This window comes from Ancylobacter sp. IITR112 (genome assembly GCF_041415945.1).
In the GTDB taxonomy this organism is placed as follows: Bacteria; Pseudomonadota; Alphaproteobacteria; order Rhizobiales; family Xanthobacteraceae; genus Ancylobacter.
In genome coordinates, this window is record NZ_JBGCUS010000001.1 from 3,752,501 (window position 1) to 3,770,807 (window position 18,307).

General features: G+C 68.8%; 17 protein-coding genes and 1 tRNA gene (1 of these 18 only partly in view). 6 read left to right on the plus strand and 12 right to left on the minus strand.

What is annotated here, in order from left to right:
• Together AAC979_RS17825 and AAC979_RS17830 are read left to right on the plus strand one after the other, a co-directional pair.
• Nucleotides 1–855: the 3' portion of a hypothetical protein gene (locus tag AAC979_RS17825; RefSeq protein ID WP_371348229.1), read on the plus strand. The gene continues 120 nt to the left of window position 1, outside the view; only the last 855 of its 975 coding nucleotides appear in the window; its start codon lies beyond the left edge, outside the window; its stop codon occupies nucleotides 853–855.
• Nucleotides 852–1,724 (plus strand): sulfotransferase domain-containing protein, encoded by an 873-nt coding sequence (locus tag AAC979_RS17830; RefSeq protein WP_371348230.1) that lies wholly within the window; start codon nucleotides 852–854, stop codon nucleotides 1,722–1,724. Before AAC979_RS17825 ends, AAC979_RS17830 begins: the two co-directional genes overlap by 4 nt.
• A gap of 61 nt (nucleotides 1,725–1,785) precedes the next feature.
• Here the strand turns inward: AAC979_RS17830 and AAC979_RS17835 are convergent, their stop codons facing one another.
• Nucleotides 1,786–2,205, minus strand: a complete 420-nt coding sequence (locus AAC979_RS17835) for a phage tail protein (protein ID WP_371348231.1) — start codon at nucleotides 2,203–2,205, stop codon at nucleotides 1,786–1,788.
• On the opposite strand from AAC979_RS17835, the gene AAC979_RS17840 reads away from it, so the two are divergent.
• Nucleotides 2,174–3,868 (plus strand): asparagine synthase-related protein, encoded by a 1,695-nt coding sequence (locus AAC979_RS17840; RefSeq protein ID WP_371348232.1) that lies wholly within the window; start codon nucleotides 2,174–2,176, stop codon nucleotides 3,866–3,868. The two genes, AAC979_RS17835 and AAC979_RS17840, sit on opposite strands and share 32 nt — an antisense overlap.
• 290 nt (nucleotides 3,869–4,158) lie before the next feature.
• Here AAC979_RS17840 and AAC979_RS17845 read toward each other — a convergent pair.
• From AAC979_RS17845 to AAC979_RS17890, 10 genes are all read right to left on the minus strand, one after another.
• Nucleotides 4,159–4,233: transfer RNA gene (locus tag AAC979_RS17845), tRNA-Gly, on the minus strand.
• A 130-nt stretch (nucleotides 4,234–4,363) separates the two neighbouring features.
• Nucleotides 4,364–5,191, minus strand: coding sequence for a Pnap_2097 family protein (locus AAC979_RS17850; protein WP_371348233.1), 828 nt, complete (start codon nucleotides 5,189–5,191; stop codon nucleotides 4,364–4,366).
• A 71-nt stretch (nucleotides 5,192–5,262) separates the two neighbouring features.
• The gene (locus tag AAC979_RS17855) at nucleotides 5,263–6,528 is read right to left on the minus strand and encodes an MSMEG_0569 family flavin-dependent oxidoreductase (RefSeq protein ID WP_371348234.1); all 1,266 of its coding nucleotides are present in this window, start codon (nucleotides 6,526–6,528) and stop codon (nucleotides 5,263–5,265) included.
• Nucleotides 6,529–6,542: 14 nt separating this feature from the next.
• Nucleotides 6,543–6,830 (minus strand): MSMEG_0570 family nitrogen starvation response protein, encoded by a 288-nt coding sequence (locus tag AAC979_RS17860; protein ID WP_371348235.1) that lies wholly within the window; start codon nucleotides 6,828–6,830, stop codon nucleotides 6,543–6,545.
• Between the two features lie 8 nt (nucleotides 6,831–6,838).
• Nucleotides 6,839–7,996 carry an MSMEG_0565 family glycosyltransferase gene (locus AAC979_RS17865; protein ID WP_371348236.1) on the minus strand — a complete coding sequence of 386 codons (1,158 nt, stop codon included), beginning with the start codon at nucleotides 7,994–7,996 and terminating at the stop codon, nucleotides 6,839–6,841.
• Nucleotides 7,993–9,012 carry a sll0787 family AIR synthase-like protein gene (locus tag AAC979_RS17870; protein ID WP_371348237.1) on the minus strand — a complete coding sequence of 340 codons (1,020 nt, stop codon included), beginning with the start codon at nucleotides 9,010–9,012 and terminating at the stop codon, nucleotides 7,993–7,995. Before AAC979_RS17870 ends, AAC979_RS17865 begins: the two co-directional genes overlap by 4 nt.
• A 10-nt stretch (nucleotides 9,013–9,022) precedes the next feature.
• A complete protein-coding gene (locus tag AAC979_RS17875) occupies nucleotides 9,023–9,565 on the minus strand; it encodes an MSMEG_0567/Sll0786 family nitrogen starvation N-acetyltransferase (protein WP_371348238.1) in 543 nt (180 codons plus the stop codon).
• Complete coding sequence (locus AAC979_RS17880) at nucleotides 9,562–10,704, minus strand: MSMEG_0568 family radical SAM protein (RefSeq protein ID WP_371349093.1); 1,143 nt, start codon at nucleotides 10,702–10,704, stop codon at nucleotides 9,562–9,564. The genes AAC979_RS17875 and AAC979_RS17880 overlap by 4 nt, the downstream gene beginning before the upstream one ends.
• Nucleotides 10,622–11,698: a Nit6803 family nitrilase gene (locus AAC979_RS17885; RefSeq protein ID WP_371348239.1), complete on the minus strand. Its 1,077-nt coding sequence runs from the start codon at nucleotides 11,696–11,698 to the stop codon at nucleotides 10,622–10,624. Before AAC979_RS17885 ends, AAC979_RS17880 begins: the two co-directional genes overlap by 83 nt.
• Before the next feature lie 138 nt (nucleotides 11,699–11,836).
• Nucleotides 11,837–12,319 (minus strand): MSMEG_0572/Sll0783 family nitrogen starvation response protein, encoded by a 483-nt coding sequence (locus AAC979_RS17890; protein ID WP_371348240.1) that lies wholly within the window; start codon nucleotides 12,317–12,319, stop codon nucleotides 11,837–11,839.
• 347 nt (nucleotides 12,320–12,666) lie between these two features.
• Between AAC979_RS17890 and AAC979_RS17895 the strand changes: the two genes are divergently transcribed.
• Together AAC979_RS17895 and AAC979_RS17900 are read left to right on the plus strand one after the other, a co-directional pair.
• The gene (locus AAC979_RS17895) at nucleotides 12,667–14,052 is read left to right on the plus strand and encodes a PLP-dependent aminotransferase family protein (RefSeq protein WP_371348241.1); all 1,386 of its coding nucleotides are present in this window, start codon (nucleotides 12,667–12,669) and stop codon (nucleotides 14,050–14,052) included.
• Nucleotides 14,053–14,399: 347 nt separating this feature from the next.
• Nucleotides 14,400–15,332, plus strand: a complete 933-nt coding sequence (locus AAC979_RS17900; RefSeq protein WP_371348242.1) for a DUF3313 domain-containing protein — start codon at nucleotides 14,400–14,402, stop codon at nucleotides 15,330–15,332.
• Between the two features lie 43 nt (nucleotides 15,333–15,375).
• Here the strand turns inward: AAC979_RS17900 and AAC979_RS17905 are convergent, their stop codons facing one another.
• Nucleotides 15,376–16,428 carry a low specificity L-threonine aldolase gene (locus AAC979_RS17905; RefSeq protein ID WP_371348243.1) on the minus strand — a complete coding sequence of 351 codons (1,053 nt, stop codon included), beginning with the start codon at nucleotides 16,426–16,428 and terminating at the stop codon, nucleotides 15,376–15,378.
• A 328-nt stretch (nucleotides 16,429–16,756) separates the two neighbouring features.
• Between AAC979_RS17905 and AAC979_RS17910 the strand changes: the two genes are divergently transcribed.
• A complete protein-coding gene (locus tag AAC979_RS17910; RefSeq protein WP_371348244.1) occupies nucleotides 16,757–18,307 on the plus strand; it encodes an AAA family ATPase in 1,551 nt (516 codons plus the stop codon).

Here is an 18,307-nt window from a genome sequence, read left to right on the forward strand (position 1 = left end):
CCCATCCCGGACCTCGTTCACTGGCCCGCCGCCGATGAACGGCCGGTGGACCTCCTCATCGAGGAAGGGGACGTGCCGGAGCGGCTGGACCGGTCTGTGACGCCCGGCCAGTATGTGATGGTCGACCCGGCGGGCACCATCCTGCTGCGCATCGGCGACACCCTGCGCTTCCTCGTCCAGGACGGGCGGCGGGTCACGATCGACCTGTGTAAACGGGAAGAGCCGGAAAGTTGGCGCCTGTTTTTCCTGGGCACGGTGCTGTCCTATCTCTGCCATCAGCGGGGCGTCTTCCCCCTTCACGCCGCGACCCTGCGCATTGACGGCCGCACCATCGCCATTGCGGGCGTCCAGGGCGCTGGTAAATCCACCCTGGCCTACGCGCTCAACCAGCGGGGTCATCTCCTGCTGTCCGACGACGTGACCGTCATCCGCTATGATGGCGACCGTCCGGAAATCGTGCCGACCTTCCCCCGCCTGAGACTGTGGCGAACCACCCTCGACGCGGCGGGGCTCAGCACCGAGGGCCTGACGCGGGTGCGCCCGCATTTGGACAAATACGAGTTGCGGCCGCACGGTGGCTTCGATCAGACGCCCTTGCCGCTGGACGCCATCCTGGTGCTGGGGGGCGGGCCGGAGACGACGCTGTCTAGGCTGGCGCCGCGGGCGGCCGTCCCCGCCATTCAGACGCATGTCACCCTTCGGCAGGCCGCCACGGCCCTCGGCCACCAGGGACGGCTGTTCACGACGACGGCACGGCTCGCTTCTGCCGTGCCCGTCTATCGCCTTCTGCGACCCATGCGCTTTGAGGATCTGCCGGAGGTCGCCGCCTTGATTGAACGGGAAGTGGGCCAGTGACGGCGGGCGGCGTCCACTGGCTCGCCTCCTACCCCAAATCGGGAAACACCTGGGTGCGCATTGCGCTCGCCAGCCTGGTCAAAGGCGGCCGCCTGCCCGACCTTGCCCGAGGCACGGAGCTGTGCCCGAACGCTGCCGCCCTCGTCTGGATGGAGGAGGTGCTTGATCTTCCGGTGGTCGACATGACGACGGAGGAGCAGGCACTGATGCGGACGGAAGCGTGCCGCCTGTACCCGACAGCGGCGCGCCCTCCCGCCATTCTGAAGATTCATGACTCTTACGATCCCTCCCTGCTCGCGCCGGTACCTTGTGCCGGAACGATCCTCATCGTCCGCGATCCGCGGGACGTGGTCCCTTCCCTCGCCGATCATCTGAGCATCGGGATTGACGATGCGATCGCGCGGATGGGGTGCCCCCGTTTCACCATCAGTTCGCGAGGGGCGAAACCGCCTATCCACGCGCTGCAGCGACTGGGAGACTGGTCCGCCAATGTGCGCTCATGGCTGGATGAGGCCCCGGGCGCCAAGCTGCTGCTGCGCTATGAGGACATGCTGGCGGCGCCCGCCGCATCCTTCGAGGCGCTGGTCCGTTTCACCGGGCTGCAGGTCGACACCGCCGTCATCCGGGAATCGGTGGCGGCCACGTCCTTCGAAAGCCTGCGGGCGGAAGAGGCCCGGTCCGGCTTCAGCGAACGCCGGCACAACCAGAAGGCCTTCTTCCGTCAGGGGCAGGCCGGAACATGGCGCCAGAGCCTCAGTGCGGCGCAGGCCGAGCGCGTGTGGAACGATCATCAGGCCATCATGATGCGTCTGGGATATCGCGACGATGGCACCATTGCTGACTTGCCGGCAGGAATGCAGGCCTCATAGGCGGCGGTTGCGACTCCGGAAACTCGCCGCCTCGCAGGAACACACCGCGCCCAGCAGTGGGTCAGTCGAAAGGCGGATAAAAACCATCGATGGCATTGATCGCGAACCGCATGGCAAGAACAGGCTGTCGGTTCTCGTGCCCTCCGTTGGCCTCCACGCCCAATGCCTCGCTTAACGCGGCCTCGGCCAAGTACGTGTCGGGCTTGGCCGTCGCCGCCTTGGCGTAGGCGGCATAAGTGTTGGCCGTGGTGGCGTCCGTCGGCGCCATCAAACGGGACGGGTAAGAGATACCCGCTGTCGGCGCGCGGGTGAAGTTCGACACGTGAGTGTCATAGGCAGCGAATTCCGTAGAAATTTTATGGGTGTGGATGGGGATCTGCCCCACTGTCAGGACGACGCGTTCGGCGCCCCGTAGATCATTTACGCTCCATGAGCTCAGCTGGGTGCCCATGCCGGTGCCCACCACCACCCGGCCGCGCATGTCCGGAACCTGGAAGTATCCCCGCCCCTCATCGCCGCCGATCCTGGCCGCCTTTGAGCGTTGGGGGGCGGACTGTGCCTCCCGGCTGCTGGGCGACTACGCGGCTGCGATCTGGGATCCGGCCGAGCGCAGACTGGTTCTGTTACGGGACCATGGCGGCTGTCGCACCCTTTACCTGCACCGCACCGACCGGCTGGTCGCCTTTTCGACCCGGCTGCGGGCTCTGCTGACCCTGCCCGATATCCCGCGCGATCTCGATGACGCCGCGCTGGCCGACCATCTGATCCTGAATCTCGGAGAGCCGATGCGAACGCTCTATCAGGCAATCACCCGTGTCCCCATCGCCCATGTCGCTGTGGTCAGTGCGGACGGCGTGCGCCTGTCCCGGCATTGGCATCCGCCCGAACCCGGCAGCCTCTCCCGTTCCTCGGATCAATCTTATGAGGAAGAGGGCCGGTCCATTCTGGACCAAGCGGTGGGCGATGCCCTGCGCGCCCAGGGGCCGGTGACCCAGCTTCTGACGGCCGGCCTCGACAGCGCCGCCATGGTCGAAAGCGCCACCCGACAATTGGCGCCGGGCCGGCACCTGGCCATGACCCGGGTGCCGGATGGCGCCATTGCGGAGGCGACGGTCGATCGCTACCACGATGAAGCGCCCCGCATCCGCCTGCTGGCACGGCACCTGCCCACCCTCGACTGGCATTGCGTGGGCGGTGACGATCGGGAGCAGGACGATCTCGATCCTCTCCGCGGCTTCCTGATGGGCGGCAAGCCGAGCCGGGCGCCGCAGAACATTGCGTGGTTCTTCCCCATCTATCGCCTGATGGCCCGTCACGGCAGCTCCGTCAGCCTCGGCGGTGAACTGGGAAATACCTATTTCAGCGACGATGGCGTGGCCTTCCTGCCGTCCATGCTGACGAGCCTGCGGTGGGGCCGGCTGGCCCGGGAAATCGGAGCCCTGTCCCGGGTCCAGGGCCGGTCTGCGTGGGCGGTAACCAGGCAAGAGGTCATGCGCCCGTTTGAACCCATGTCTTGGCGGCTGCGCCGCCTGCGCTCCGCGCCGGAGCCGTGGGCCAGACATAGCGCCATCAACCCGAAATTTGCCGCCGAACTGCGTCTGGGCGAAACGCTGGACATCAGCCGGTATCGCATGCGCGTGGGTGGCGGCCACCGCTCCGTCACCGCCTTGCGCGCCTGGGTCTGGGAGGACGAGGCGGCGCGGGATGGTCTAAACGTCATTCGCGCCATCACCGGCATCGACCACCGGCTGCCCCTGTCCGACCGGCGGGTGGTGGACTTCTTCGGCGCACTGCCTCCGGATCAGTTTCTCAGAAACGGCGAGACGCGCTCGATCGCCCGCCGCCTGCTGCGCGGACGCCTGCCGGCGGAGATTGTCGAAAGCCGGGCGCGCGGCGTGCAGAACGGCGACTGGTTCCGCATCGTGACGGCGCATCGGCCTGCCATGCTGGCCGACCTGGAACGGCTGCGCACCAAGCGCCTGGCCAGCCGCGTGGTGGATCTCGACCGGCTGCGGGGCCTGCTGGACAACTGGCCGCGCGACGTGGCGTCCGCGCAGAGTCAAAGGCCACAATATCTGCAGATGCTGACGCGCGGCATGGAGGTGGCGCGCTTCCTGGCCTGGTACGAAGGCGGGAACAGCTAATCTGCCCGGACGATTACCGGAACCACGACCTCCGGCGCATCACGGGGCCTCGATGCTGAAGCCGCCCAGCATATTGTGCGCCCAAGCGATGTAGGTGGTGACGGTGGTCGCCCTGTGTTACGTGCGGACCCTGCTGATTGAGGTGCGGCGGCGAAGGGTTTAGTCCCACGGTGTGATGATTTGCCTGGCGGGAGCCTAGATTCTGCTCAGAATGTCGCGGTCGCGGACAAATCTAAGCAGAAAACGCCCCGAAGGGCGTTTGCTAACTATCAGATTCTCTTGGGAAAAATTGGAGCGGGCGATGGGATTCGAACCCACGACCCCAACCTTGGCAAGGTTGTGCTCTACCCCTGAGCTACACCCGCCCGCTCCGTCGTCCGTGTCAGCTTTGCTTGCCGCCCCGAACGGGACGCCTCTATGCCCCAGCCTCGCGCGGATTGCAACTGGGTCTTGCTGGATTTCTCACAGACAGATGACGCTGCCGGTTCCAGACGGTCACGGAGCCCGGTCGAGAGGCCGGAAGACCCGGTGGGTGAAGGCGTCGGCGAGCGGAATGCCGTCGCCTGCCCGCTCCAGCCGACAATGATGGACGCCCTCGCAGGCACGCCAATCGGCCGTGAGCCGACGCACGACCACGCCTTCCCCGGGATCAATATTGCCATGAAAATAGACCTCGCGCCGGTGCGTCGTGGCCAGCAGGGCGGTGCGGCCACCAGCCTGCCATTCGGCGCGGTCGATAAAGGCGATGAAGCTGGAGAAATAGAGGAACCCCGCCCCGTTGAAGTCCTGCGACGGGCAGGGATCGAACGTCGCCGCCGTCGCGTCGGTTTTCCGGCCCCACCCAAATCCGGCATCCGGGGTCGCGCCGCGGGTGCGGAATGCCGCGGCGCGCGCGGCGAGCGATTCGCCCCCCGTCCCTGCCCAGCCCGCCGGCGAAACGTCCGGCGCGGGAAATTCCTCAAGCGGCACGCGGGCCACCGTATGATTTCCCCCTCCGGGAGCGCGGCGTACAAAGGCCGAAACGAGCTGTACCGTCCCAACCGGGCGCTCCTGGCAAGTCAGCTCATGCCGGCTGGCACATTGGGTACGACTGATGCGCCGTACCTCGCTGCGAATGGTCAGTCGGTCGTTTTCGCCGAGCGAGGCAAAATCGGCCTGTTCGACCGAGAGGGCGCGGAAGGCCGCATAGACCGGGGTTCCGTCAGCGGCGCGGAAATCCGGCACCGTCCGGCCTGCCAGGCGCGCCAGTCCCATCCAGTGCCGGTGCCCAAGCTCTTTCAACAACCAGATTTCGGACAGGCCGGTGAGGCTGAGCTGCGGCATGCCGAGCAGGACTGTGTCGGTTGCACTCGACACAGCCGTGGCGGCGAAGGCTTCCCGTGAAAGAGCGATATTCATGCCGCATTGTCCTGTCCGGTGCGGGACAGCCGCCCGGCAATATGCGCGGCGATGTAAGCGGCATCGCGGCCGACGCTGCCGAAGCGGCCCGATCCCCAGGTGTGCAGCCAAGGCAGGCCGACGAAATACACACCCTCCTGCGCCGTCACGCCGCGCCGGTGCTGGGGATGACCGGCACCATTGAACACGGGCGCATCGAGCCAGCGAAAATCCGGCCGAAAGCCGATGCACCAGATGATGGATGCGATGCCCGAGCCGACGAGGTCGAGCTCGGGCCGCTCGCGCGCCGGCTGCCAGACCGGCTCATAGACGGAGGGCGGCGGGGCGGCGAGGCCGTTGGCGGCGATGTGCTTGTCGATGGCGGCGTTGATGCCGTTATAGGTCCGGTCAGCCTCGTCCAGCGACGCGGTGAGGTTGGACTCGAACAGAAGGCGTGCGCCGTCAAAGTCCTTGAGAACGCCGAACAACTCCATCCCCTCCCGGGCGAATCGGCGCAGGTCGATGTCACGTCCGCCGTCGCGGCCGGTCACGTAATGATTGGTATTGTCGCGCACGCCCTCGCGCAGCGGGTGCTCCTCCACCGGCATGTCGTAATAGCCCATGTCGGCGAGCCAGCTCACCACATCGCGGCCGCGATAGAAGCGGGCGCAGCGGGGCGCGTTGCCGACCGCGAGGAACACCTTGCGTCCGGCGAGATGCAGATCTTCGGCGATCTGCGCGCCGGACTGGCCGGAGCCGACGACGAGCACCGCGCCCTCGGGCAACTGACCGGCATTGCGGTATTGCGCGGAATGGAGCTGGGTGATGGCGGGGGGCAGGCGCTCGGCCATGCGCGGAACGATGGGCTCATGATAGCCGCCCGAGGCCACCACGACCTGATCGGCGCTGACATCGCCGGAAGAGGTGGCGATATGAAAGCCGCCCTCAAGGCGCCGGCTGACGCGGCGCACGCTGACGCCCTCGCGGATCGGCGGGTCGACCTTGGCGCGGAACTCCTTGAGATAGTTGAGTATTTCGTCCTTCTTCATGAAGCCGCCCGGGTCCGGTCCGGCATAGGGGTGGCCCGGCAGGTCACATTGCCAGTTCGGGGTGACAAGGCAGAAATTGTCCCAGCGCTGGGTCTCCCAGGCATGCATGGCGGTACGTTTTTCGAACACCAGATGCTCGATGCCGTGGCGGGTGAGATGGTGGCTGGTGGACAGTCCGGCCTGTCCGCCGCCGACAATGACAACCGGGTAATGCGCGACGCGATTCTCGTTCATGGCGGGTCTCCGGCTCATTCCTCGAACGCCTCGACGGCGACACGGGCTTCGGGATGGGGGGCATAGGCGCGGCCGGCGGCTTCCAGCCGGGCGAGTTGGGCCATGGCGCGCGAGCAGGAAAAGCCGTAGCGGGCCGCGACCCGGGCGCTGGCAATGGACAGCGCCTCGCGGATGCGCGCCAGAAAATCGGCCAAAGCGTAGCTTTCCCCAGGGGTTAGGTAATCCTTCACGACCAGTGAGGGCGAGTAACACTGCTCCCTTTCGCCGTCCGGCCAGCGGATGGTGAAGCGCATTTCAGGCATGGCGATCCTCACGCATGGGCGGGCTCCCGCAGGCTTTCATAGGTCGGTAGATGCGCGCGGGCGGTGTCGGCCCAGTCGAAGCGCGCGGCGGCAGTCGGGCCGATTTTCGCAAGTCGCGCAGAGGTTTGCGGCTGCAGCGCCAGCATCAGCGCGTCGGCGATCGAACCGGCATGGAGCGGATCGCACCACACTGTCTCGTTCTCGCCAATGTGCTCGGTGAAGGGGGCGATGCGCGAGACGACGGTGGGGACGCCGCAGGCCATTGCCTCCAGCGCCACCAGGCCGAAACCCTCCTTCACCGAGGCGAAGACGAGCACGTCGGCGAGGCGGTACAGCGCCGGCATATCTTCCTGCGGCAGCGGCCCGGTGCGGCGCACGGCCTCAGAGGGCAGGTCGGCCTCTGCCTTCAACGCATTGAATTCGTTGATATAGTCGTGATGGTCGAGCAAGCTCGCGCCTCCGGCGATGACGAGCTGGGCGCGTGGGTGCATCGCCCGTAGCTGGAGGAAAGCCTCAAGGATCCGGCAGCTATTCTTGCGCGTCTCCACCCCGCCAATGCTGAGCACCACAGGGCCGGGGCCGAGGCCGAGACGGGCCGCCAGCGCCGCCTCCCGGCCGTCGGGAACGGGAGTGAAGCGCTTGATGTCTATGCCGTTTCCGACAATCGTCGCCTCGCACCCGAACCCGTCGCGCAGCAGGCCCTGCCAGAGACGACTGACCACGAAATGCCGGTCGGCGGCGAGGATGGAGCGGCGTTGGAGCGCCGTCAGTTCCGGGTCGCGGAAGGCGTCGACATGATGCACCGTCCGGGCGAAAGCAGGGATCAGCCCGCGCTGCTTCAACGTCGCTAACCCATTGGCCGATATACCGTCCTGGGCGTGGAACACATCGAAGCGGCGGTTCGCCGGCACCTCGAAATGACGGACATACTCGCCGGCCCGCTGGCGCACCATGGCCGCGATATCGGCGGGGGCGGGCGCGGCGGGCACGCTCACCGTCTCGCACAGGCTGGGGCGGAAGAAGCCGGCGCCGCGCGGATCGGGCGCATGCACCACCGCCTCGAAACCCAGTCGTATCAAGGCGTCGCCGAGTTCCAGCGCGTGCACCACCCCGCCCCTGGGATTGGTGGAATGGGCGAGAATCGCGATGCGCGGGGCCCGGCTCATGCCGCGTCCTCCGCCGGGCCGCAGCCGATCAGCGGCGCGCGGGAAAAATCCCAGACAGTTTCGCGGCTTAGCCCATGCGTGACCGTCACTTTACGTTCGGCGGTGACGGTGCCGACGACTGCGGCCGCGATGCCCCGCTCGGCGAGGCTCGTGAGTACGATGGGGAGGACAGTGTGTCCGATTGGGATGATGTAGCCGAAGCTCGGAAAGGTCATCAGCCAGCGCGCGGGGTCCACCCCCTCGGGGGCCGGCACAGCGGCGAGGTCGATCTCGATGCCGACGCCGGACCCCTCCGCCAGCATGGCGGCGGTGCCGACCAGCCCCCCCTGGCTGATGTCCTTGGCGGCGCGGGCCAGCCCCGCCTCGGCGAAGCGGGGGAGCAGGTCGAGATCGCCGCGCAGCCGCTCCGCCGGCGCATCGGTGGCGGCGTCCCAATTGGCGAAGGGCTCCCGGTAGCGCCCGCGCAGGTCGATGGCCGCCACCAGCACCTCGCCCGGGCGAGCGTCGAAGGAGGTGAGGAGCCTTGATGCCCGGCCCAGCACGGCGACGGAAAGCTGGCCCTGCTCGCTCGCCAAATTTGTGTGCCCGCCGACAATGGGCACGCCGAAGCGCTGCGAGGCCGCACGCAGCCCCTCCAGCACCGGGGCGGCGCCGTCCTCGCCCCTGGCCCACACCGCGTCCACCACCGCCAGCGGGCGCCCGCCCATGGCGGCGATGTCGGAGAGATTGACCATCACCCCGCACCAGCCGGCGAACCAGGGATCGGCGGCGACGAAACCGTTCATGAAGCCTTCAATGGCGAAGAGCAGATAGCCCTCGCCATCGGGGATCGCCGCGCAATCGTCACCGACGCGGATGGCCTCGCGCCCGTCAAAGCCGAGGCGGGCAGCCGCGCGGGCGATATCGGCCTTGGAGGCGAGGCCGGCCGAAGCGCGTAGCCGGCTTACCACCTCCGAAAATGCAACCCCGGCGAAGTCGAGCCGGCCGGCGGCGGGGCGGGCGAGAGTGAGTGACATGCGCCCCTCCTCACGCCGCCCGGCGCGGCTGGGCGTGGAAGCCGGTTTCGGGATCGCGGATCGGCGGGTAATGCGCGAGGTCCGCCTGCATCAGTACATGCGGCCGGCCATGAAGCTCGATCTCTTCCACGATGTCCCAGCGCAGCCGGCGGAACAGCAGGGCGTTCTGGCTCTGCACATGGGCGAGGAAGCGGGTGCAGCCGCGCGCATGGGCCGAACACACGGCGAGCCGGATCAGTGCCGCGCCTAGCGCGCCAACCTTGCGGTACTCCGCCGCGACGGCGAGGCGCGAGCCCCACCACAGGCCTGGTTCGGGCTCATGGATGCGCACGGTGCCAACTACATCGTCGGCTAACAAACCCAGCATGGAGACGGCAACAAGCGGAATCGCTACCTCGTCGATCGGATCGCGGTCGTCACCGGCGAACAGGCCCTGCTCCTCGCAGAACACCTCGCGGCGCAGCCGCGCCGCGCCGCGCTTCTCCCAGGTGGCGGTGGCGAATTTGACCGTGAAGTCGGCGGCGAGAAAGGGGCGGAAGGGTTCGAACATCACGCGCACCCCCCGGGCGCCGCGCCCTGCCGCTCATAGGTGGCGAGCGCCGAGCAGGCGCCGCATTTGGCGCAGCCCGCCTTGACCTCGGTCGCCTTCAGCCCGGTCGCCCGCAACATGCCCGCGAGCGGGCCGAGAATGGCGTTCATGAAGGCGGGCGACGGCGTGGGGTGGCTTTCCAGCGGCGTGCCGGAAATCGGCACGAAGGGCACCACGAAGGGATAGACGCCCATCTTCGTCAGCCGGTCGCAGACGGAAAGGATGTCTTTGGCGGTGTCGCCGAGGCCGGCGAGAATGTAGGTCGACACCTGCCCGCGCCCGAACACCGGCACGGCGGCGGCGAAGGCTGAGAAATAGCGCTCCACCGACACCTGCGCCTTGCCGGGCATGATGCGGTGACGCACTTCCTCGGTGCAGGCTTCCAGATGCATGCCGAGCGCGTCGGCGCCGGCCTCGAACATGCGGCCGAACCAGGCATCATCGTCGGGTGGCTCGCACTGCACCTGAATGGGCAGGCTCACCGCCGCCTTCACCGCCGCCGCGCTTTCCGCGAGGATCGCCGCGCCGCGATCCTTGCCGGGCGGCGTGCCGGTGGTCATCACCATGTGCTTCACCCCGTCGAGCTCCACGGCGGCCTTGGCGACTTCGGCGAGCTGCGCCGGGCTCTTGCGCTCGATGGTGCGGCCGGCGGCCAAGGACTGGCCGATGGCGCAGAACTGGCAGGTCTTGGTGCGGCTCTGATAGCGGATGCAGCTTTGCAGCACGGTGGTGGCCAGCACGTCGCGCCCATGCAGCACGGCGATCTTGGAATAGGGGATGCCGTCGGCGGTGGTGAGGCCATAGAATTTCGGCTGCAGCGGAAACGACACCTCGCCAAGCACCAGCCCGTCGCGGCGGATGCGGCTGCGGCCGAAGGCGTCCGGCTGGTCGACGAGATAGGGGCTCTCGAAGGCCGGCGCCGTGTGCACCGGCACCATGACGGTCATGCCATCCAGCGTCATCGCCTTATGGTCGGACGGCCCCGCCCCACCCCGGCGCGATTCGGCGCCGGCGCGCGGATCAACCAGCCGCACCCCGTAGGACTGCAACTCGTTGATCAATTGCTGCGTCGGCAGCGGCGTGAGTTCGCTGGCGAGATCCATCGGCTTCATCGGAAACGCTCCCTGTCGGCACGGGGAAATCGGCCCCGGCAGTGGTGTGGACGGGCACGGCCGGGCGTGTGTCGTGGTGGAGGCTGAGCAGTTCCGGGCGGGCGTAATGGCCGACCGAATCCATCATCCGCTTGCGCTTGGTGATCAGCGCCATATCGAGATCGGCGATCAGGATGCCCTCGCCCGTGGTCAGCGGGGGCACGACATGGCTGCCCTCCGGCGAGATGATCGCGCTCATGCAGCCGCCGGTGAGGGCGCGGCGCAGCTTCTCGTCCGGCGCGATGCGGGCGATCTGCTCCTCGGTCAGCCAACCGGTGGCATTGACGACGAAGCAGCCCGATTCCAGCGCGTGGTGGCGGATCGTCACCTCGATCTGCTCGGCGAAGATCGGGCCGACCAGCGAACCGGGGAACTGCGCGACGTGAATCTCTTCATGCTGCGCCATTAGCGCGTAGCGGGCGAGCGGATTGTAATGCTCCCAGCAGGCGAGCGCGCCGACGCGGCCCACAGTGGTGTCCACCACCTTCAGCCCGGCGCCATCGCCCTGGCCCCAGATCATCCGCTCATGAAAGGTGGGCGTGATCTTGCGGCGCTTGAGCTTCAGGCTGCCATCGGCGTCGAAGACGAGCTGCGTATTATAAAGAGAGCCGTGGTCGCGCTCATTCACCCCGAGCACGACGACCACGCCGAGCCGGCGGGCGCTGGCGCTCACCGCCTCCGTTACCGGGCCGGGGACGAGCACCGCCTGCTCATAGAGACGCAAATGCTCCGCCCCGGTCAGCACCGGGGGCAGCACGAAGGAGAAATAGGGATACCAGGGCAGGAAGGTCTCGGGGAAGACGACAAGCTGCGCGCCCTTGCCCGCCGCCTCCTCCAGCGCCGCGAGCACGCGGGCGAGCGTGCCTTCCAGCGAGTCGAGGTCGGGCGCGATCTGCACCGCGGCGACGCGGACGATTTTCTTTTCGGCCACTTTGTTCTCGGCCATCGCGGCCTCCCGGTTGGTCGTCATCCCGGACGGTGGCGCCGCCACCGAGCCGGGATCGCTTCGTCATTGGCAGGCAATTCCGGGCATCCGGCCCCGGCTCAGCGCCCTACCGGTGCCGGCCGGGATGACGGGAACGCCTCACAGCGTCCAGGTGTCGAGGATGAAAGCGTTCTCGCGCCGGTGGAGCAGCACGATGTCGAGCACGTCGAGCGGGCTGACGGGGATGATGCCGGGGATCAGCGCGCCCTCGCCATGGCCATAAAGCGCCTGCAGGGCGAAGCGGCAGGCATAGACCTTGCCGCCATCGTTGAGGATCTTCTCGATGCGGCCATTGAAATTGAGATGGCCGGGAAACGCCTCGTCGCCGAGCTTGGGGAAGCCGCGCTGCACACCGAGCGTGACGCCGGGGCCATAGAGCAGCACCGAGGTCTCGAAGCCCTTCTGGATCAGGCGCGAGGCCTGCAGCAGGTTGACGAGGCCGATCGAGCCCTCGAAGGCGACGGTGTGGAAGGTGACGAGCGCCTTTTCGCCGGGGGCGGCTTTCACGTCCTCGAACTTCTTCTCTTCGTAATCGACGAGCACGTCGCCCTTATTGTGGGCCGGCACGGTGATGGTGGCCATGTCGCTCTCCTTGGGTGGAACAGGCCGGCGGGGGACCGGCCCCAGGGAAAATGCAATCAAGATGCCAATTGACAGAATCCCGAAAGAATCATCAAAACATTCAAATTACATACAATAATACATTCAATATGGCACGGCGGCGCGATCGAGGTCTGGCGAGAGAACAGGCGGACGCTCAGAGAAACGGCGGGAAAGTGCACGCTTGCTGCGCAGGCGACGAGGCGCGGTCGGATACACCCGAGACGCAGCAAGTTGTGGACCACGGGTGACAGGCCACCTTTGCAACATTATACAGTCAATCGTCGCCGGCCCTGCGGCCGCGCGCCGCGACAAGGTGAGCAAGACGCATGGCCGACTGGATTCCCGACCTCAGCCGTTCCGACAAGCCGCGCTATCTCGCCATTGCCGACCTGATCGGCGAGGACATCCGCGCCGGCCGGCTGTCCATCGGCGACCGGCTGCCGCCGCAGAGGAAGCTGGCGGCCCGGCTCGACATCGACTTTACCACCGTGGCGCGCGGCTATGTCGAGGCGCAGAAGCGCGGCCTGGTCGAATCGCGCGTCGGCCAGGGCACCTTCGTCACCGGCGCGCCGCGCCCGAAGACGCGGAGCCCCGCCGCGCCCAAGCCCGGCACGGTCGATCTCTCGATGAATCTGCCGCCCGAGCCGGACGACCCGGCGCTGATCGAGCGCATGCAGGACGGGCTGGCGGAAGTGGCGCGCGATCTCGTCAGCCTGCTGCGCTATCAGGGCTTCGGCGGCACCGCGGCGGACAAGGACGCGGCCTCCGCCTGGCTCGGCCGCCGCGCGCTGGTACCGGCGCAGGAGCGCATTTTCGTCACGCCCGGCGCGCATCCCGCGCTGCTCGGCATTTTCGGCCTGCTGGCGCGGCCGGGCGATATGATCCTGTGCGAGGCCATCACCTATCCCGGCGTGCGCGCCATCGCCGCCCAGCTCGGCATCCGGCTCGCCGGCCTGCCGATGGATGCGGACGGCATCGACCCCGACGCTTTTGCGGCCGCCTGCCGCGAGCTGGCGCCGAAGGCGCTCTATCTCAACCCGACGCTGCAGAACCCGACCACGCTGACCATTCCCGAGGAGCGGCGCGAGGCCATCGCCAAGGTGGCGCGGCGCTTCGGCGTGCCGATCGTCGAGGACGACGCCTATGGCTTCGTGCCGCCGCACGGCCCGCCCCCGCTCGCCGCCATCGCCCCGGACCTCACCTGGCACATTGCCGGGCTGGCCAAATGCATCGGCGCCGGGCTGCGCGCCGCCTATGTCGTCGCCCCCGAGGCCCGCGCGGGCTACCCCTTCGCCAGCGCGCTGCGCACCGCCAATGTGATGGCCTCGCCGCTGACCACCGCGCTCGCCACACGCTGGATCGAGGACGGCACCGCCGACACGCTGCTGCGCTTCATCCGCACCGAAGCGGCCGCGCGGCAGGCGCTGGCGAGCGCGATCCTGCCCCGGGGGAGCTTCCGCGCCGACCCGCTGAGCTTCAATCTCTGGATCGAACTCCCCGCGCCGTGGACGCGCTCGGCCTTTGTCGGCCATATGCGCGCGACCGGCATCGGCGTGGTGGCGAGCGACGCCTTCACCGCCGCCGGCCCGGCGATCGAGGCGGTGCGCGTCTGCCTCGGCGGTCCGGCGACGCGGGCGCAGATCCGCTCGGCGCTGGACTTCATGGCGCATGCGCTGGAGGAATCGCCGGAGGTGGTCTCGGCGGTGCTGTGAGCCGCGGCGGCAGGCGCAGGGCGACCGCGGGCAAGCGCGGTTTGTATCAAATGATGTCCGGCGGGCCGCTAGACATGCTCGGATACCAAAACCCGCCGTGCAGACGCCTTCGGACATTCCGCTTCCGATTTTCGCCGCAAAACACTGTCCACTGGCGCCGTGTGCAACATAACGGCACGGCCGGTGCCAGGAATCGCCTCATGGATCTGTGTTCGGCCGACCGTCATTCGGCGTATCCTGTTGCGGAGGCTCCCGGCAGGGGAGCGGCGCCGCGAGCCGGGCTCATGCGGACGGACAGAGGCGGGAGCCCGCCGCAGGGACGAATGCCCGCGCGCGAGGATGGCTGCATGCCCGTGCTGCGCAGAGCCGGCTGCGCCGGCCTGCTCGCCGTGGCGGGCGCGCTCGGCGGCTGCGCTGCCGCGCCGCTGGTGGAAGGTTCCGGCCTGTCCACCTATGAGGACATGGCGCCGTCCGACGGCGTGCTGACCAAATCACGCCTGAGCGTGAACAAGGAGAATGTGCTGGCCGCGCGGACGGTGCGGATCGAGCCGACGAGCTTTCCGCCCAACCTCGCCGCCAAGCTGACCGACCCGCAGCGCGACCTCATCGCCAATGCGGTCAATCGCGGCTTGTGCGTCAGCCTCAGCGACCGGTTCAAGGTGGTGGCACCGGACCAGCCGGCCGATCTGACGGTCAAGGCATCCGTCACCCAAGTCACGGAGACCGACGAGGTCGCGGCCGGCATTTCCGCTGCGGCGTCGTTCGGCATGAATTTCGTCGATATGGGCGTGCCGGTGCCCACACCGCGCCTGCCCATCGGCCTCGGTACGCTCTCCATGGAGGCCGAGGCCGTCGATGCGACGGGGCAGCCGCAAGCCTCCATGCTGTGGGCACGGGGGGCGAATGCCTTCTTCAGCTCGCCGCGCGCCTCGAAGGCCAGTGACGCCTATGAGCTGGCCGACGCCTTCGGCCAGGATTTCGGCTATCTGCTGGTCAAAGGCGAAAGCCCCTTTGGCCAGAAGGGCGTCGAGCTGCCCTCGGCGCAACGGGTCAATTCCAGCATGGGCCTCGCGCCCAAAAACGCCGCCTGCGAGAGCTATGGCCGTTATCCCGGCCTTGCCGGTGCCGTCGGCGGTCATCTTGGCCTGCCGCCGGAATGGACCGACAAGGGCGCAAAGCCGCCCGCCACGGCGACGGTGGCAGAGGCCGCGCCGAGCGACACCGACGCGGAAGGGAGCGCGCCGGCTGCGGGCGCCGCGAGGGCGGCAGAACGGCGATGAGAAGCGGCCAGGCCCGGTCCTGAGGGAGGCAACAGGCTGCCCCTCAGCCCAGCGCCCGCGCCGCGGCCAGCAGGCGGTCGACATCGGCCTCTGACGTGGCGAAGGAGGTGACAAGGCGCACCACCCCCGCCCCCCAGCGGTCGGTATAGAAGCGGAAGCCCTGCGCCAGCAGCCCCTCGCACATGGCGGGCGGCAGGCGGGCGAACAGCATGTTGGCCTCCACCCTGCCCTCCAGTTCCACCCCGGCGATCCCGGCGAGGCCGCTGGCGAGGCGCGCGGCCATGGCGTTGGCGTGGCGGGCATTGGCCAGCCAGAGGTCGCCATCGAGATAGGCGTCCATCTGCGCGGCGAGAAACCGCATTTTCGACGTGAGGTGCCCGCCGCGCTTGCGGCGGAAGGCGAGTTCACCGGCGCGGGCGGGATCGAACAGCACGATGGCCTCGACCCCCATCGCGCCGTTCTTGGTGGCGCCGAAGCACAGGATGTCGACACCCGCCTTCCACGTCATCTCCGCCGGCGAGACGCCGAGCGCCGCCACCGCATTGGCGAAGCGCGCGCCATCCATATGCAGCCCGAGGCCGGCCTCCCGGCAGACGGCGCCGATGGCCGCCGTCTCCTGCACGGAATAGAGCGTGCCGCGTTCGGTGATCTGGGTGATGGAGACGCAGGAAGGCTGCACGCAATGCACGTCGCCCCGGTCGCGGCGGGCGGCGGCGGCGAGCGCGGCGGGGTCGATCTTGGCCGCGGCGCCCGGCACATGCACCAGCTTGGCGCCGCCGGTGAAGAATTCCGGCGCGCCGCATTCGTCATTTTCGATATGACTGTCTTCATGGCACAGCACCGCGCCCCAGGGCGGGGTGAGGACGCTCAGGGCCAGCGCATTGGCGGCGGTGCCGGTGGAGACCAGCAGCACCGCAACGTCGCGCTCGAACAGGGCGGAGAGCTTGGCCTCGACGCGGGCGGAAATCTCGTCGGCGCCATAGGAGGGCATCGGCCCTTCATTGGCCGCCGCGAGCGCTTCGAGGATGGCGGGGGAGATTCCGGCGACATTGTCGCTGCCGAAACCGGGCGGGCGGGCGGGGGGTGTGGCGTTCACGGCGGCTCCTGCGGCGGAAGGCTTGCCGGAATGAGGAAGCCGCCGCGCGGCCCCTTGTCAATCGCCGGACCTCTCCCCCCGCCCCAGGGAGCCGGAGGACCTGCGCGGCTGCGTCACTTGCCGGATGGCGCCGCCCGGCGCGGCCGGCTTAAATGGCGGCATGAGTGCCCGTGACCATGCGGCGGAAGGCTTGCCGGAATGAGGAAGCCGCCGCGCGGCCCCTTGTCAATCGCCGGACCTCTCCCCCCGCCCCGGTGAGCCGGAGGACCTGTGCGGCTGCGTCACTTGCCGGATGGCGCCGCGCGGCGCGGCCGGCTTAAATGGCGGCATGAGTGCCCGTGACCATGTGGTCGCCGACCAGGAGGCGGTGTTCGCCCTGCTCGCCGACCCCGCCACCTACGGCGTGCGCGAACCCGTGCGCCGCATCGACACCCATGGCGCGGTGGTGTTTCTCGCCGGCGCCGAGGTGTACAAGGTCAAGCGCGCGGTGCGCTTCTCCTTCATGGATTTCTCGACGCTGGACAAACGCCGCCACGCCTGCGCCCGCGAAATGGAACTGAACCGCGCCACCGCTCCCGGCCTGTATCGCGGCGTGGTGCCGATCCGCCGGCGCGGCACGGCGCTGCATCTCGGCGGCGACGAAGGCGAGGTGGTGGAATGGGCGGTGCAGATGCGCCGCTTCGACGAAACCGCCACGCTCGACCATGTGGCGGCGGAAGGCGGGCTCACCCCGGCGCTGATCGCCGCGCTGGCGCAGGCGGTGGCGCGCGCCCATGCCGGGGCGCCGGTCATCGCCGGCACGTCGGGGCGGGAATTGCGGGCGGTGGCGCGCAACGTCGTCGCCGGGCTGCGCGAGGCGCCGGACCTGCTGCCCCCGGCCCGCGTCACCGCGCTGGAGGCGGCGCTGCTTGAGGCTTTCGACCGGCTGGAGCCGCTGCTCGCCCGCCGCGCCGCCGCCGGCGAGGTGCGGCGCTGCCATGGCGATCTGCATCTGCGCAACATCGCGCTCATCGACGGCGCGCCGGTGCTGTTCGACGCGCTGGAATTCGACGAAGCTCTCGCCACCACCGACCGGCTCTACGACCTCGCCTTCCTCATCATGGACATCGCCATGCGGGGGCTGGCGGGCGAGGCCAACCGGCTGCTCAACCGCTATCTCATCGCCTGCGGCGAGGCCCCGCCCTATGACGGGCTCGCGGCGCTGCCGCTGTTTCTCGCTCTTCGCGCCGCGATACGGGCGCAGGTGGGCGCGGCGGCGGCGGCCTTTCGCGACGCGGAGGGGCGCGCGGCGGCCGGGGCGGAGGCACGCGCCTATCTCGCCTATGCCGAACAGGCGCTGGCGCCGCGCCCGGTGAAGCTGGTGGCGGTGGGCGGGCTATCCGGCTCCGGCAAGAGCACGCTCGCCGCCGCGCTGGCGCCGCATCTGGGGCCGCTGCCCGGCGCTGTACATCTGCGCTCGGATGTGGAGCGCAAGCGCCTCAACGGCACGCCGGAACTGGAGCGGCTGCCGCCCGAAGCCTATTCGCTGGCGGCGACCGACGAGGTCTATGCAGTGCTGCGGGCGCGGGCCGAGGCGATTCTCGCCGCCGGCCACGGCGTCATCGTCGACGCCGTGCACCAGCGCCCCGACGAGCGGGCGGAGATCGCCGCGGTGGCGCAGGCGAGCGGGGTGGATTTTCTCGGCCTGTGGCTGGAGGCGCCGGTGGACGCGCTCGCCGGGCGGGTCGAGGCGCGGCGGGGCGACGCCTCCGACGCCACCGCCGAGGTGGTGCGCTGGCAGGCCGGACGCGATCCCGGCCCGCTCGACTGGGTGCGGCTCGATTCGACGCAGCCCCCCGCCGCCGTGCTGGCGCAGGCGCGGGCGCTGCTGGACCCTTGA